The following is a 13,618-nucleotide window of genomic DNA, read 5'->3' as shown; positions in this document are numbered from 1 at the left end:
TTCGCCTCACCGACGCGATTGCCAGTTGGCGTCGAGTGCGCCATCGGCTGGCGGAGCCGCCGCGCCGACGATCGCTGCAACGGGTCAGCATTCGAATTGCTTTAGGTTAGCGCTGATGGGCTTTCGCCGGGATGACGTGAGCCGGGGCCCTCGTTCACCAGCACCCAGAACTCGTAGACCTGGCGCATCCGGCGGCACAGTTCGTCGTAGTCGGTGGCCTTGCCGATGTAGCTGTTGGCACCGCTGGCGTAGCAGGCGGCGATGTCGACCTTCTCGGTCGACGACGAGTGCATCACCACCGGCAACCTGGCCGTGCGCGGTTCGGCGCGGATGCAGCGCAGGACTTCCAGGCCGGGCAGCGGCACCAGCTTCATGTCGAGGATGACCAGCCGGGGCAGCGGCCGGCCGGCCCGCTGGGCATGGCGGCCGCGCGCCCAGAGGAAGTCCAGCGCATCCTGCCCGTCGCTGGCCGTGCCCACCCGGTCGCAGCACTCCGAGAGCGCCATGACGGTCAGTTCGAGGTGGTCCGGGTTGTCGTCCACCACCAGGACGGTGGGATCCTTCATGTCGGCCAGTCGTTGATTGCGTCCGGTGATCGGCCGGACTCCCCCTGCGGTCTGCCCCGCCGCGCGGGCGGGGTGAGGGATTATGGGGCGATCGGGGTGCGCCGCGGCCACCCGCACCGCCTCACTCGTAGGCCGACACGGGCACGCAGGCGCAGAACAGGTTGCGGTCGCCGTAGACGTTGTCCACGCGGCCGACCGGCGGCCAGTACTTGGCGTGGCGCCCCGGCAGGCCTGCCCCGGTCGCCGCGGCACCGGCTTCGCGCGAATACGCGTGGTTCCACTCCCCCTGGAGCAGCGCCGCCGCCGTGTGGGGCGCGTGCTTGAGCGGGTTGTCGTCCTGCGGCCATTCGCCGCGCTCGACGCGCCGGATCTCCTCGCGGATCGCGACCATGGCATCGATGAAGCGGTCCAGCTCGTCGAGCGTCTCGCTCTCGGTCGGCTCCACCATCAAGGTGCCGGCCACCGGGAACGACAGCGTGGGCGCATGGAAACCGTAGTCGATCAGGCGCTTGGCCACGTCCTCGGCGCTGACGCCGCTGGTCTCCTTGAGCGGTCGCAGGTCCAGGATGCACTCGTGCGCCACGTGGCCGTTGGGGCTGGCGTACAGCGTGGGGTAGTGGTCCTTCAGCCGCGCGCTGACGTAGTTGGCCGACAGGATGGCGACCTCGGTGGCCTGGCGCAGGCCCTCGGCGCCCATCATGCGGCAGTACATCCAGCTGATCGGCAGCACCGCCGCATTGCCCAGCGGTGCCGCGGAAATCGCGCCGACCCCGTGCGACTTGATGCCGGCCGACTCGTGGCCGGGCAGGAAGGGCACCAGGTCCTCCACCACGCACACCGGGCCGACGCCCGGGCCGCCGCCGCCGTGCGGGATGCAGAAGGTCTTGTGCAGGTTCAGGTGGCTCACGTCGCCGCCGAACTCGCCCGGTGCGGCCAGGCCCACCAGTGCGTTCATGTTGGCGCCGTCGACGTAGACCCGGCCGCCGTGCGCATGGACCAGCTCGCACAACTCCTTGACCGGCTGCTCGAACACGCCGTGCGTGCTGGGGTAGGTGATCATGACGCAGGCCAGGTTGGCGCTGTGCTGTTCGCACTTGGCCTTCAGGTCCGCCATGTCGACGTTGCCGTTGGCGTCGCAGCCGGTCACCACCACCTGCAGGCCGGCCATCTGCGCGCTGGCCGGGTTGGTGCCGTGCGCGGACGAGGGGATCAGGCAGACCTTGCGGTGCGCCTGGCCGCGGCTTTCGTGCCAGGCCTTGATCGCCAGCAATCCGGCGTACTCGCCCTGGGACCCGGCGTTGGGCTGCAGGCTGATGCCGGCGTAGCCCGTGGCCTGGCACAGCCAGGCGCGCAGCTGCTCGTCGAGCATGGCGTAGCCCTGCAGCTGGTCGCGCGGCGCGAACGGGTGCACGTGCGCGAATTCCGGCCAGGTGATGGGGATCATCTCGCTGGTGGCGTTCAGCTTCATGGTGCAGCTGCCCAGCGGGATCATGCTGCGGTCCAGCGCCAGGTCCTTGTCGGACAGGGCGCGGATGTAGCGCAGCATGCCGGTCTCGCTGTGGTGGGTGTTGAACACCGGGTGCGTGAGGAAGTCGCTGGTGCGGCGCAGCGGCTGCGGGATCAGCGGCTCGATGCCGTTCTCGAACTCCGCGATCCGCGGCAGCGCCTGGCCCGGGTGGGCGAAGATCTTCCACAGCAGTTCGATCTCGGCGCGGGTGGTCGTCTCGTCCAGCGAGATGCAGATGTACTCGTCCCAGGCCACACGCAGGTTGGCGCCCATGGAGACGGCGCGCGCGGCGATGCCTTGCGTGTGCTCGCCGGTCTTGTACGACAGGGTGTCGAAGGCGGTGCCTCCGTGCCGCTGCGCCTGGGAGTAGCCCAGATGCTCCAGGCCCCTGGCGAGGATGGCGGTGTAGCTGGCTACCCGCTGGGCGATGCGGCGCAGGCCCTGCGGGCCGTGGTAGACCGCGTACATGCTGGCGATCACCGCCGGCAGCACCTGCGCGGTGCAGATGTTGGAGGTGGCCTTCTCGCGCCGGATGTGCTGCTCGCGTGTCTGCAACGCCAGCCGCAAGGCCGGGTTGCCGTGGGTATCGATGCTGACGCCGACCAGCCGGCCCGGCAGGGAGCGCTTGTACTCGTCGCGACAGGCCATGAAGGCGGCGTGCGGTCCGCCGGCGCCCATGGGCATGCCGAAGCGCTGGGTGCTGCCCACCACGATGTCCGCGCCCCATTCGCCCGGGGGCACCAGCAGGGTCAGCGCCAGCAGGTCGGCGGCGACGATGGCGGCGGCCTGCTTGTCGTGGATGCGCTGCACGTCGGGTGCCCAGTCCTGTACCCAGCCGCTGCTGGCGGGGTACTGGATCAGCGCGGCGAAGAATTCGCCCGACAGCGCCTGGTCCCATTCGTCGGCGCAGTTGGCAACCACGACCTCCAGGCCCAGCGGCCGCGCGCGCGTGCGGATCACCTCGATGGTCTGCGGATGGCAGTCGCCGGCGACCACGAAGGTGTTGGACTGGCTCCTGACGCTGCGCCGGGCCAGGGTCATGGCCTCGGCGGCCGCGGTGGCCTCGTCCAGCATCGAGGCGTTGGCGATCGGCATCGCCGTCAGGTCGCACACCATGGTCTGGAAGTTCACCAGTGCTTCCATCCGGCCCTGCGAGATCTCCGCCTGGTAGGGCGTGTAGGCGGTGTACCAGGCCGGGTTCTCCAGCACGTTGCGCAGGATGACGGCCGGGGTCAGGGTGCCGTAGTAGCCCTGGCCGATGAAGCTCTTGAACACCTTGTTCTTCGCCGCCATGGCGCGCAGTTCGGCCAGCGCCTGCGCCTCGGTCGCGGGCGGCGGCAGGTTCATCGCGGAAGTGCGGGCGATCGAGCGCGGCACGATGCCGTCGACCAGCGCGCGGCGCGAGGCCTCTCCGATCGCCGAGAGCATGTGGTGCTCGTCGGCTTCGGTTATCCCGATGTGGCGCGGGATGAATTCGGCGGGGTTCTCGAGTTCGGCCAGGGGGCGGACGGGTGGGGTGGACATGAGGGATCCGTGGGGGTGGGGGAGGTCGGGTCGGGGCTGGTCAAGGCGATGTCATTGCGGCTGCCCGAAACCATGCGTGGCGGCCGGCCGGAACCCTGTCCTTGCGGCGGCCCGGAACCCTGTCCTTGCGGCTTCCCGGAACCCTGTCATTGCGGCACCCCGGAACCCTGTCATTGCGGGCTTGACCCGCAATCCATCTCCAGGACGTCGAAATCGCGCGCGCGAATCCAGCCGACGGGAGGTGGATCCCGGCTTTCGCCGGGATGACAACGCTGGGGCGGAAGGCATAGGCTGCCGGGGTGACGAGGGTGGGGCGGATGCCACGGGATCGGCGCGATGCCACAGGTTCGCCCGGACACAGTTCACCCGGATGACACAGGCCCGCCGCGGTGAGGGATTTCAGGCGCTCTTGGTGAAGCTGTCGTACGCTGCCTCGTCCATCAGCCCGTCGAACTCGGACTTGTCGGCCAGCCTGACCTTGAAGAACCAGCCCTGGCCGAGCGGGTCGCTGTTGGCCAGTGCCGGGTCTGCGCGCAGGGATTCGTTCACTTCCACCACCTCGCCGGAGATCGGCATGTATACGTCGGCGGCGGCCTTGACCGACTCCACCACGCCGGCGACGTCGCCCTTGCCGTAGCGCTTGCCGACTTCCGGCAGGTCCACGAACACCACGTCGCCCAGCGCGTCCTGCGCGTGCGCCGTGATGCCGATGGTGGCGGTGTCGCCGCCCTCGAGCTTGATCCATTCATGTTCCTGCGTGTACTTCACGGTCATGGCGCTTCTCCTTGGAGTGGAATCGGACAAGAGGCTCTGGGGTCTGGCCCCGTTGGTTTCAGCCGCGGTAGTACCGCTGCGGCACGAAGGGCATGGGGCTCACGTCCATGGGCACCGGCTTGCCGCGCACCAGGGCGTTCAGGCGCGTGCCCGGCACCGCCTGCGCGGGGGTCACGTAGGCCATGGCGATCGGCTTGTCGATGCTGGGGGCGAGCAGGCCGCTGGTGACTTCGCCCACCTTGCGGCCGTCGGCGTCCTGCAGTTCGGTGTGCTCGCGCACCGGCACGCGCTCGGCCGCGATCAGCCCGACGCGCTGGCGCTGGACCGGCACCGTGCCATCGAGCTGACCCAGCACGCGGCCGGCTCCGGGGAAGCCGCCGGCACGCGCCCCGCCCGTGCGGCGCACCTTCTGGATCGCCCAGTTCAGGCCCGCCTCCACCGGCGTGGTGCTCGCGTCGATGTCGTTGCCGTGCAGGCACAGCCCGGCTTCCAGGCGCAGCGAGTTGCGTGCGCCCAGGCCGATCGGCTTGACTTCGGGTTGCGCCAGCAGGGCGCGGGCGAACGCCTCGGCCTGGGGCCCGGGGACCGAGATCTCGAACCCGTCCTCGCCGGTGTAGCCGCTGCGCGTGACGAACAGCTCGTGGCCCTGCCAGGCCAGGCGCTCGCCGGTCATGAACACCAGCTTGCCGACGCCGGGCAGCAGGCGCTCGAGTGCAACGGCGGCCCTGGGGCCCTGCAGCGCCAGCAAGCCGCGCTCGGGCATGGGCCGCACGGCGCAGCGCGAGCCGATGCGCTGCTGCAGGTGGGCGATGTCCGCCTCCTTGCAGGCACCGTTGACGACCACGAACAGGTCGTCGCCGCGGTTGGCGAACATCAGGTCGTCGAGGATGGTTCCCTCCTCGCTGAGCAGCAGCCCGTAGCGCTGCCGGCCCGGCGCCAGGCCGATCACGTCGACCGGCATCAGGGTCTCGAATGCCGCGGCGGCATCGGCGCCTTCCAGCCGCAACTGGCCCATGTGCGACACGTCGAACAGGCCGGCCGCCTGGCGCGTGTGCTGGTGTTCGGCCATCAGGCCGGTCGGGTACTGCACCGGCATCGAGTAGCCGGCGAAGGGAACCATGCGGGCTCCCAGCTCCAGGTGCAGCGCGTGCAGCGGGGTGGTGCGAAGCTCTTGCGGGGCGGTGGCGGACAAGCGGCTCTCCGGCTAAGGATGGGGCATCGCAAGCCATGGTATCGGCCATGGCCGCGCCCCTGCTGTCCGCTTTACCTGAGAGATTCACCCCTTACACGGGGTTTGCTCCTTCGGTGGGCGCAGCCCGTCGGGCGGCGCCTCTCTCCAGCAAGGCAACGCCCCGCGCACGGGGCGACCGCCAGTCCCTTTTGCCTGAGCGTTCGGCTGTGCGCCTGCGCCTTCGGCGGCCCCACGCGGGAGCTCTCTCCTGACGATGGCGGGATTGTATGTGAGCGCGGCGCGCCCGTCAGCGCGCGTACACGAGGTCGCGCAGCGTCAGCGAGAGCGAGGGGACGTACGTGATCACCATCAGGCACGCGAGCACCACCAGCACGAACGGCACCAGGTGCGGAATGATCCGGTCCAGCGAGATGCGCGCCACCGTGCAGGCGGCGAACAGGTTGACCCCGAACGGCGGCGTGATCATGCCCAGCGCGAGGTTCACCACCATGATCAGCCCGAAGTGCACCGGGTCGATGCCGAAGTGCTGCGCCACCGGCGCCAGGATGGGCGCCAGCACGATGATGGCGGCGCTGGTCTCGATGAACATGCCGATGACGAACAGCGCGGCGTTCACGCCCAGCAGGAACATCGCCGGGCTCTTGAGTACCGCCTCCAGCCAGTGGCCGATCGCCTCCGGAACCCCGGCGCGCGTGATCAGGAAGGCGAACAGGCCGGCGTTGGCGATGATGAACATGATCACCGCCGAGGAGATCACCGAGCGGCGCAACACCGCGTGCAGGTCGCGCAGGCCGATCTCGCGGTAGATCAGCATGCCCACCACCAGCGCATAGAACACCGCGACGGCCGATGCCTCGGTCGGCGTGAAGATGCCGCCGTAGATGCCGCCCAGGATGATCACCGGCATCAGCAGCGCCCAGCCGGCCTGCCAGGCGGCCCGGCCGACCGGCAGCCGGCCGTCGCCGTCGTTCCTGCCCAGCCCCTTCCACTTGCACCACAGCCAGATGAACAGCATCAGCGCGCCGCCGATCAGCACGCCGGGGCCGAACCCGGCGATGAACAGCTCGCCGATGGAGATCTCGGCGCTGACGCCGTACAGGATCATCGGGATCGAGGGCGGGATGATCACCCCGAGCTCGGCACTGGTGGCCTGCAGCGCGGCGGCCCAGGTGCTCGGGTAGCCGTGCTTGATCAGCGCCGGGATCAGGATGGCGCCGATGGCGAAGGTGGTGGCGACCGAGGAGCCCGACACCGCCGCGAAGATCATGCAGGTCAGCACGCAGGTCATGGGCAGCCCGCCCTGGATGCCGCCCACCAGGCTCTTGGCGAACTCCACCAGCCGGCGCGAGATGCCGCCGGCTTCCATCAGGTTGCCGGCCAGGATGAAGAAGGGGATGGCCGCGAGCGGAAACTTGTTGACCGCGCCGAACATCTCCTTGACCGAGATGAGCATGTGCGCGTCCACCACCTGGATGCCCACGATGGCGGCCAGCCCGATCGAGACGGCCACCGAGACGCTGAGCGCGAAGCACAGCATCATGGTGCCGAGCATGGCACTGGTCATAGGAGCCCCCCCGCTTGGCGCTGCGTGCCTGCGCTGCCCCCCGAGGGGGCCTTCGCGCCTTCGAGCGGTCCGGCGGCGCTCATTGCGCAGTCTCCAGCTCGTGGCGCTGCGGGTCGAGCAGGTTGCCGATGATCCCGACGATGCAGAAGAGGGCGCCCACCGGCATCGCGAGGTAGCCCCAGAACATCGAGACCGACTCCAGGCCGGCCATGGTCTGCACCTGGCCGCGCACGGCGTAGTCCCAGCCCCACCACAGGATGATGGCGATCAGCAGCAGCGAGGCGAGGGCCACCGCCCAGTCCAGCAGGCGGCGCAGCCGGGGCGGGCTCCAGCGGTAGAGCACGTCGACGCTGATCATCGCGCCCTGGCGGAAGGCCAGCGGGATGCCCAGGAACACCATCCAGATCAGCGACAGCCGGATCAGGATCTCGCTCCACTCGGCCGGCTGCTCCAGCACGAAGCGGGTGATGATCTGGTACATGCCCAGGGCACTGGCCACCACCAGCATGGCGCAGGCGCCTGCCATGGCCAGTCCGCTGGTGAAGCGCTCGATGCGCAGGAAGGTGTCTTTCACGGGCCCCTCTTCATCTCGGTCACGAAAAGGCCCGCGGGTGCGGGCCTTTTTTCCGTCATCCCCGCGGAGGCGGGCATCCAGGCCTTCGCCTTCAGCGGCGGCGCAGGCGCGTTGCGTCTGGATCCCCGCTTTCGCGGGTCCTGGATCCCGGCTTTCGCCGGGATGACCTGCGTATGCACGCCGCTGTGCGGCGTGCTCGCAGGTCACTTGAAGTTGCGGATCTTCTCGATGTTGGCCTTGCCGAACTGCTTCTCGAAGTCGGCATTCACCGGGGCCAGCGCCTTGACGAACGCCGCCTTGTCCAGGTTGTCGATCACCGTCATGCCCTTGGCGCGCAGGTCGGCCACGCCCTTGGCGTCGTCCTCGTCCACGCGGGCCCGGTTGGCCTTGGTGCCGGCCTTGGCGGCTTCGATGAAGGCCTGCTTGTCGGCGGCCGACAGCTTGTCGAAGGCGCCCTTGTTCATCAGGAAGATCGCCGGCGAATAGACGTGGCCGGTCAGCGACAGGTGCTTCTGCACCTGGTCGAACTTGGCCGAGATGATCACCGACAGCGGGTTCTCCTGGCCATCGACCGTGCCCTGCTGCAGCGCGGTGAACACTTCCGGGAAGGCCATCGGCGTGGTGATGATGCCGAACGCCTTGTAGGCCGTGATGTGCACCGGGTTCTCCATGGTGCGCATCTTCAGGCCCTTCAGGTCGTCGGGCGACTTCACGTCGCGCTTGCTGTTGGTCATGTGGCGGAAGCCGTTCTCCGCCCAGGCCAGGGCCTTGAAGCCCTTGCTGTCGAACTTGCCCAGCATCTCCTGGCCGATCGGGCCGTCCAGCACCGCGCGGGCGTGCGCCTTGTCGCGGAACAGGAAGGGCACGTCCAGGATCTTGGTCTCGGGCACGAAGTTGGGGACCGGGCCGGTGGAGGAGAAGGCCAGCTCCTGCGTGCCAAGCTGCACCGCCTCGATCGACTCGCGCTCGCCGCCGAGCGCGCCGTTGTAGAAGGTCTGGACCTTGTAGCGGCCGTCGGTGCGCTTCTCGACTTCCTTGGCGAAGGTGTCGATCGCGATGCCCTGGTGGGAATTCTGCGAGGTCGAGATGCTGATCTTCATGGTGGTCTGCGCGAGCGCCGACCCGCCCATGGCCAGCCCCGCCGCCAGCGCCAGGAACAGTTTGCTGAATTTCACGAAAGGTCTCCTTCGGTCAATTGCCGGTAGAAACCCGCGAGGATGCCCGGGGCGCGAGGGCCGCGCAACAGGAGTTCCACGTAGAACGTCCGGTTGTCAGACGGGCGAAAGCTGGCCACATCAGCCCGCAGGGCTGACCGTTCGCGCGGAACGACATGCTACATGTTCGTGTAGTTCGGCCCGCCGCCGCCTTCGGGTGCCACCCACACGATGTTCTGCGTCGGGTCCTTGATGTCGCAGGTCTTGCAGTGCACGCAGTTCTGGGCGTTGATCTGCAGCCGCTCGGCGCCGGTGCCTTCGTCCTTGACGAACTCGTACACGCCGGCCGGGCAGTAGCGCTGCTCCGGCCCGGCGAACTGGCGCAGGTTCACGTCGACCGCCACCGACGCATCCTTCAGGGTCAGGTGCGCCGGCTGGTTCTCCTCGTGGTTGGTGTTGGAGATGAACACCGAGGAGAGCCGGTCGAAGGTCAGCTTGCCGTCGGGCTTGGGATAGGCGATCGGCTTGCACTCGGCGGCCGGCTTCAGGTACGCGTGGTCCGGCTTCTCGCGGTGCAGGGTCCAGGGGATGTGGCCGCGCAGCAGGAACTGCTCGACGCCCGTCATCAGCGTGGCAACCGTGCGGCCCTTCTTGAACCACTGCTTGAAATTGCGCGACCGGTTCAACTCGGCGTACAGCCACGACTGCTCGAATGCCTCGGGATACGCGGTGAGTTCGTCGTGCCGGCGGTCCTGGCCGATGGCGGCGAACGCCGCTTCGGCGGCCAGCATGCCGGTCTTGATGGCCGCATGGCTGCCCTTGATGCGCGAGGAGTTGAGGAAGCCCGCGTCGTCGCCTACCAGCGCGCCGCCCGGGAACACCGTCTTGGGCAGCGACAGCAGGCCGCCCACGGTCAGCGCGCGCGCGCCATAGCCCAGTCGCCTGGCGCCCCCGGGCCCTTCGAAGTACCAGCGGATGTTGGGGTGCGTCTTGAAGCGCTGGAACTCCTCGTAGGGCGACAGGTACGGGTTGCGGTAGTCCAGGCCGACCACGAAGCCGATGGACACCAGCTTGTCCTCCATGTGGTACATGAAGGAGCCGCCGTAGGTCATCTCGTCCAGCGGCCAGCCGGCGCTGTGCAGCGCCAGCCCCGGCGTGTGGCGCGAGGGATCGATCTCCCAGACTTCCTTGATGCCGATGCTGTAGCTCTGCGGGTCGCGCCCCTCGTCGAGCCTGAAGCGCTCGATCAGCTGCTTGCCCAGGTGGCCGCGGCAGCCCTCCGCGAACACGGTGTACCGGGCGTGCAGCTCCATGCCGAGCTGGAAGTTCTCCGTGGGCTCGCCATCCTTGCCGACGCCCATGTTGGCGGTGGCCACGCCCTTGACCGAGCCGTCCTCGTTGTAGAGCACTTCGGCGGCGGGGAAGCCCGGGAAGATCTCCACGCCCAGTGCCTCGGCCTGCTGCGCCAGCCAGCGCACCAGGTTGGCCAGGCTGACGATGTAGTTGCCGTGGTTGCCGAAGTTCTTCGGCAGCAGGAAGTTGGGCGTGCGGGTCGCGCCGGTCTCGTTGAGGAACAGGAAGATGTCCTCGGTCACCGGCTGGTTCAGCGGCGCGCCCATCGCCTGCCAGTCCGGGATGAGCTCGCTGAGCGCGCGCGGATCGACGATGGCGCCCGAGAGGATGTGCGCGCCGGGCTCGGAGCCCTTTTCCAGCACCACCACGGACACTTCGCGGCCGTGTTCCGCCGCCAGTTGCTTGAGCCGGATGGCCGTGGCCAGGCCGGCCGGCCCCGCGCCGACGACGACCACGTCGTAGTCCATCGCTTCGCGCGGACCGTATTGGGCCAGGATTTCTTCTTGGGTCATGACAGTGCTCGATAATCGTCCGCACCTCGCGCGTGCGCGCCCGGGCGAACAGGGCATTCTATGCGGCGCCCCTGCGCGTTCCGTGCCGCCGCAGTTGGCAGTGCCCGCTTTCAGGCAGGAGACTCCAGTGAGCTACAGCATCGATCTTTCCGGCCGTGTCGCCCTGGTGACGGGAGCCTCCAGCGGCCTGGGCGCGCAGTTCGCGCGCACGCTGGCCGGCGCCGGCGCCGCCGTGGTGCTGGCCGCGCGCCGCGTGGAAAAACTCAAGGAGCTGCGCGCGCAGATCGAGGGCGAGGGCGGCGACGCCCACGTGGTGCCGCTGGACGTGACCGACCTGGACAGCATCCGGGCGGCCGTCGCGCATGCCGAAACCGAGGTCGGCTCCATCGACATCCTGGTCAACAACTCGGGCGTCAGCACCACGCAGCGCATCCAGGACGTGACGGAAGAGGACTACGACTGGGTCTTCGACACCAACACCCGGGGCGCCTTCTTCATGGCGCAGGAGGTCGGCAAGCGCATGCTGGCCCGCGCCCGGGGCGCTGCGCCGGGCACCTTCACCGGCGGGCGGATCATCAACATCGCGTCCATGGCCGGCCTGCGGCCGCTGCCGCAGATCGGCATCTATGCCATGAGCAAGGCGGCGGTGGTGCAGATGACCAAGGCGATGGCGCTGGAGTGGGGCCGCTTCGAGATCAACGTCAACGCCATCTGCCCCGGCTACATCGACACCGAGATCAACCACCACCACTGGTCCACCGAGCAGGGCCAGAAGCTGGTGAACATGCTGCCGCGCAAGCGCGTCGGCAGCCCGGAGGACCTGGACGCGCTGCTGGTGCTGCTGGCCAGCAGCGAGAGCCATTTCATCAACGGAGCGGTGATCGCGGCCGACGACGGCTTCGGCATCTGATCGGCGGCGGCTCACGCTCGCCGGCGTCCCCGCCGACCCGCGGACAGCCGGCCGGTCAGCGAGACTCTGCCGGCACTGCTCTATTCTTCCGCACGGGGCGGGCCGTGGCCGGGCGCGTCCCGGCTTGCTGCCAGGCGTGCTGTTCACGCCGGGCATACCGACCACGATCAAGGCGCACCAATGAAACTCGAACTGCCCCGGGACAAGAAGCTCGTCCACGAAATGACCCTGCCCATTCGCTGGGGCGACATGGACGCCATGGGCCATGTCAACAACACGCTGTACTTCCGCTACCTGGAGGTGTTGCGCATCGACTGGTTCCGCACGATCGACTGCGTGCCCGATCCGCGTGGCACGGGGCCGCTGATCGTCAATGCCTTCTGCAATTTCCACAAGCAGCTGGAGTACCCGGGCGACATCCACCTGACCATGTACGTCAGCAGCCCGGGCCGCAGCTCGTTCGAGACCTGGGCCACCATCGAGCGCGTGGACGACCGCGGCGTGGTCTATTCGTCAGGCGGCGCGACCACGGTGTGGGTGGACTTCCCGGCGCAGAAGTCGGTGCCGATTCCGGAGTGGTTCCGCAAGCACCTGGGATGAGCGGGTGTCACGGCGGGCCTGAACTGAGGGATGTCGTGGCGGGCTCGACCCAAGAAGGTGTCATGGCGGGCTTGACCCGCCATCCATCTCACGCGGGTCGAAAATCGCGCTCGCGGGTTCGACGCACGGGGATGGATGCCGGCGTTCGCCGGCATGAGATGCAACGGGTCGGTGCCTGCTCCACCGCCTTCGCCTGCACCACCGCTCGGCCTGCTGCATCGCCTTCGCCTACCCCCTTCGCCTACTCCACCGCCGGTGGCAGCGGCATGCCGCGCCGCTGCATCTCGGCGCGCACGCGATCGGGGTAGTCGGAAATGATGCCGTCCACGCCCAGGTCCAGCACGCGGGCGATGTCGGCTTCGGCGTTCACCGTCCAGGGCACCACCTTCAGGCCGAGAGACTGCGCCTGCCGCACCGCATCGGGCGTCAGCGCCTGGAAGTTGGGCGACCAGGCGTGGCCGCCGGCGGCCTTGACCATGGCCGGCACGCTGCCATGCTCGGCCAGCGTGAAGCCGGCGGTCCAGACCGGCGAATCCAGGTTGGAAAAGCGCGGCGATTGCGTGCTCAGGTAGACGGTGCGGATGCGCGGCGCCGCCGCACGCACGACCTGCAGCGTGCGCCAGTCGAAGCTCTGGACCATCACCCGGTCTTCCATGCCGGCCGCGCGGATCACCTGCAGCAGCACCCGCACGAAGGGCTCGGGCGCGAGCGTGTTCTGCGGGTTGCGCAGGTCCATCTTGGCCTCGATGTCGAATTGCACGTGGTCGGCGCCCAGCCGCTTCACGAGCTCGAACACCGATGCCAGGGTCGGCATGCGCGCCCCATCCAGCGGCTGCTGGTCCGCGAACGTCCGCGCATAGGCGCTGCCGGGACGCAGCCGGCCGACGTCGAACGCCTGCAGCTGCGCATGGGTGAGCCGGCCGATCACCCAGGGCTCGCCGATCCACCGGCCGTCGGGCCCGCGCACCAGGTCCGGATTGAGCACCGGATCGTGCGAGAGCACCACCACGCCGTCGGCCGTGACGGCGGCGTCCATCTCCAGCGTCGTCACGCCGATGCGCAGCGCGTGCTCGAAGGCCGCCAGCGTGTTCTCCGGCAGCAGCCCGCGGGCGCCGCGATGCCCCTGCAGGTCGAAGGCGTGGACGGCGGAGCACGAGGCTGCCAGCGCTGCCGCGAGCAGCAGCCGGAGCAAGGCCGTGGACAGTAGTGCAGGGAGAGCAGGTCGATGCATGGACGGCCGGGCAGGATGAGCGCGCGCCATCATAGGCAGGAGAGGGTTTCTACCGCGCCCTCCGCGCGAGCGCAGGAACGCCGGTTGCGCCAGGCGATCGGCTCCGGGGAATGCCGGTCACCCAAGCGACCGGCTCCGTGCTTCCCCGATGCCGCCC

Annotated in this window: 11 protein-coding genes and 2 riboswitches; of the genes, 2 read left to right on the top strand and 9 right to left on the bottom strand. The window is 68.9% G+C overall.

Annotated elements, in window-relative coordinates; genetic code table 11:
- Nucleotides 1–101 precede the first annotated feature (101 nt).
- The 8 genes from V6M57_RS10415 to V6M57_RS10380 form a co-directional block, all read right to left on the bottom strand.
- Nucleotides 102–566: a response regulator gene (locus V6M57_RS10415; RefSeq protein ID WP_332814922.1), complete on the bottom strand. Its 465-nt coding sequence runs from the start codon at nt 564–566 to the stop codon at nt 102–104.
- Nucleotides 567–687: 121 nt separating this feature from the next.
- Nucleotides 688–3,597: an aminomethyl-transferring glycine dehydrogenase gene (gcvP, locus tag V6M57_RS10410; RefSeq protein ID WP_332814921.1), complete on the bottom strand. Its 2,910-nt coding sequence runs from the start codon at nt 3,595–3,597 to the stop codon at nt 688–690.
- Nucleotides 3,598–3,996: 399 nt separating this feature from the next.
- Nucleotides 3,997–4,371 carry a glycine cleavage system protein GcvH gene (gene gcvH, locus V6M57_RS10405; protein WP_332814920.1) on the bottom strand — a complete coding sequence of 125 codons (375 nt, stop codon included), beginning with the start codon at nt 4,369–4,371 and terminating at the stop codon, nt 3,997–3,999.
- Nucleotides 4,372–4,429: 58 nt separating this feature from the next.
- Entirely contained in the window at nt 4,430–5,563 is a 1,134-nt protein-coding gene (gene gcvT / locus V6M57_RS10400; protein WP_332814919.1) for a glycine cleavage system aminomethyltransferase GcvT, read from the bottom strand.
- Nucleotides 5,564–5,615: 52 nt separating this feature from the next.
- A riboswitch (glycine riboswitch) is annotated at nt 5,616–5,721 on the bottom strand.
- 11 nt (nt 5,722–5,732) lie between these two features.
- Nucleotides 5,733–5,823: riboswitch (glycine riboswitch) on the bottom strand.
- Nucleotides 5,824–5,849: 26 nt separating this feature from the next.
- Nucleotides 5,850–7,127: a TRAP transporter large permease gene (locus V6M57_RS10395; protein ID WP_332814918.1), complete on the bottom strand. Its 1,278-nt coding sequence runs from the start codon at nt 7,125–7,127 to the stop codon at nt 5,850–5,852.
- A gap of 79 nt (nt 7,128–7,206) precedes the next feature.
- A complete protein-coding gene (locus tag V6M57_RS10390; RefSeq protein WP_332814917.1) occupies nt 7,207–7,701 on the bottom strand; it encodes a TRAP transporter small permease in 495 nt (164 codons plus the stop codon).
- A 203-nt stretch (nt 7,702–7,904) separates the two neighbouring features.
- A complete protein-coding gene (locus V6M57_RS10385) occupies nt 7,905–8,831 on the bottom strand; it encodes a TRAP transporter substrate-binding protein (protein WP_442968810.1) in 927 nt (308 codons plus the stop codon).
- 203 nt (nt 8,832–9,034) lie between these two features.
- Nucleotides 9,035–10,720: an electron transfer flavoprotein-ubiquinone oxidoreductase gene (locus V6M57_RS10380; RefSeq protein WP_332814915.1), complete on the bottom strand. Its 1,686-nt coding sequence runs from the start codon at nt 10,718–10,720 to the stop codon at nt 9,035–9,037.
- A 127-nt stretch (nt 10,721–10,847) separates the two neighbouring features.
- Between V6M57_RS10380 and V6M57_RS10375 the strand changes: the two genes are divergently transcribed.
- Nucleotides 10,848–11,630, top strand: a complete 783-nt coding sequence (locus V6M57_RS10375; protein ID WP_332814914.1) for an SDR family oxidoreductase — start codon at nt 10,848–10,850, stop codon at nt 11,628–11,630.
- Between the two features lie 180 nt (nt 11,631–11,810).
- Nucleotides 11,811–12,230: an acyl-CoA thioesterase gene (locus tag V6M57_RS10370; RefSeq protein WP_332814913.1), complete on the top strand. Its 420-nt coding sequence runs from the start codon at nt 11,811–11,813 to the stop codon at nt 12,228–12,230.
- A gap of 241 nt (nt 12,231–12,471) precedes the next feature.
- On the opposite strand, the gene V6M57_RS10365 is transcribed toward V6M57_RS10370, so the two are convergent.
- Nucleotides 12,472–13,422: a glycerophosphodiester phosphodiesterase gene (locus V6M57_RS10365; RefSeq protein WP_332814912.1), complete on the bottom strand. Its 951-nt coding sequence runs from the start codon at nt 13,420–13,422 to the stop codon at nt 12,472–12,474.
- Nucleotides 13,423–13,618 lie beyond the last annotated feature (196 nt).

It is taken from the genome of Ramlibacter sp. (genome assembly GCF_036676645.1).
In the GTDB taxonomy this organism is placed as follows: domain Bacteria; phylum Pseudomonadota; class Gammaproteobacteria; order Burkholderiales; family Burkholderiaceae_C; genus Ramlibacter.
The sequence above is the reverse complement of the archived record's forward strand: the minus strand, read 5'-3'. Positions and strand labels throughout refer to the sequence as shown.

Bases quoted from the DNA above. Each gene is read 5' to 3' on its own strand.
- gcvP (WP_332814921.1), bottom strand. From the start codon at position 3,597: ATGTCCACCCCACCCGTCCGCCCCCTGGCCGAACTCGAGAACCCCGCC.
- V6M57_RS10395 (WP_332814918.1), bottom strand. From the start codon at position 7,127: ATGACCAGTGCCATGCTCGGCACCATGATGCTGTGCTTCGCGCTCAGC.
- V6M57_RS10415 (WP_332814922.1), bottom strand. From the start codon at position 566: ATGAAGGATCCCACCGTCCTGGTGGTGGACGACAACCCGGACCACCTC.
- gcvH (WP_332814920.1), bottom strand. From the start codon at position 4,371: ATGACCGTGAAGTACACGCAGGAACATGAATGGATCAAGCTCGAGGGC.
- V6M57_RS10370 (WP_332814913.1), top strand. From the start codon at position 11,811: ATGAAACTCGAACTGCCCCGGGACAAGAAGCTCGTCCACGAAATGACC.
- V6M57_RS10380 (WP_332814915.1), bottom strand. From the start codon at position 10,720: ATGACCCAAGAAGAAATCCTGGCCCAATACGGTCCGCGCGAAGCGATG.
- V6M57_RS10385 (WP_442968810.1), bottom strand. From the start codon at position 8,831: ATGGGCGGGTCGGCGCTCGCGCAGACCACCATGAAGATCAGCATCTCG.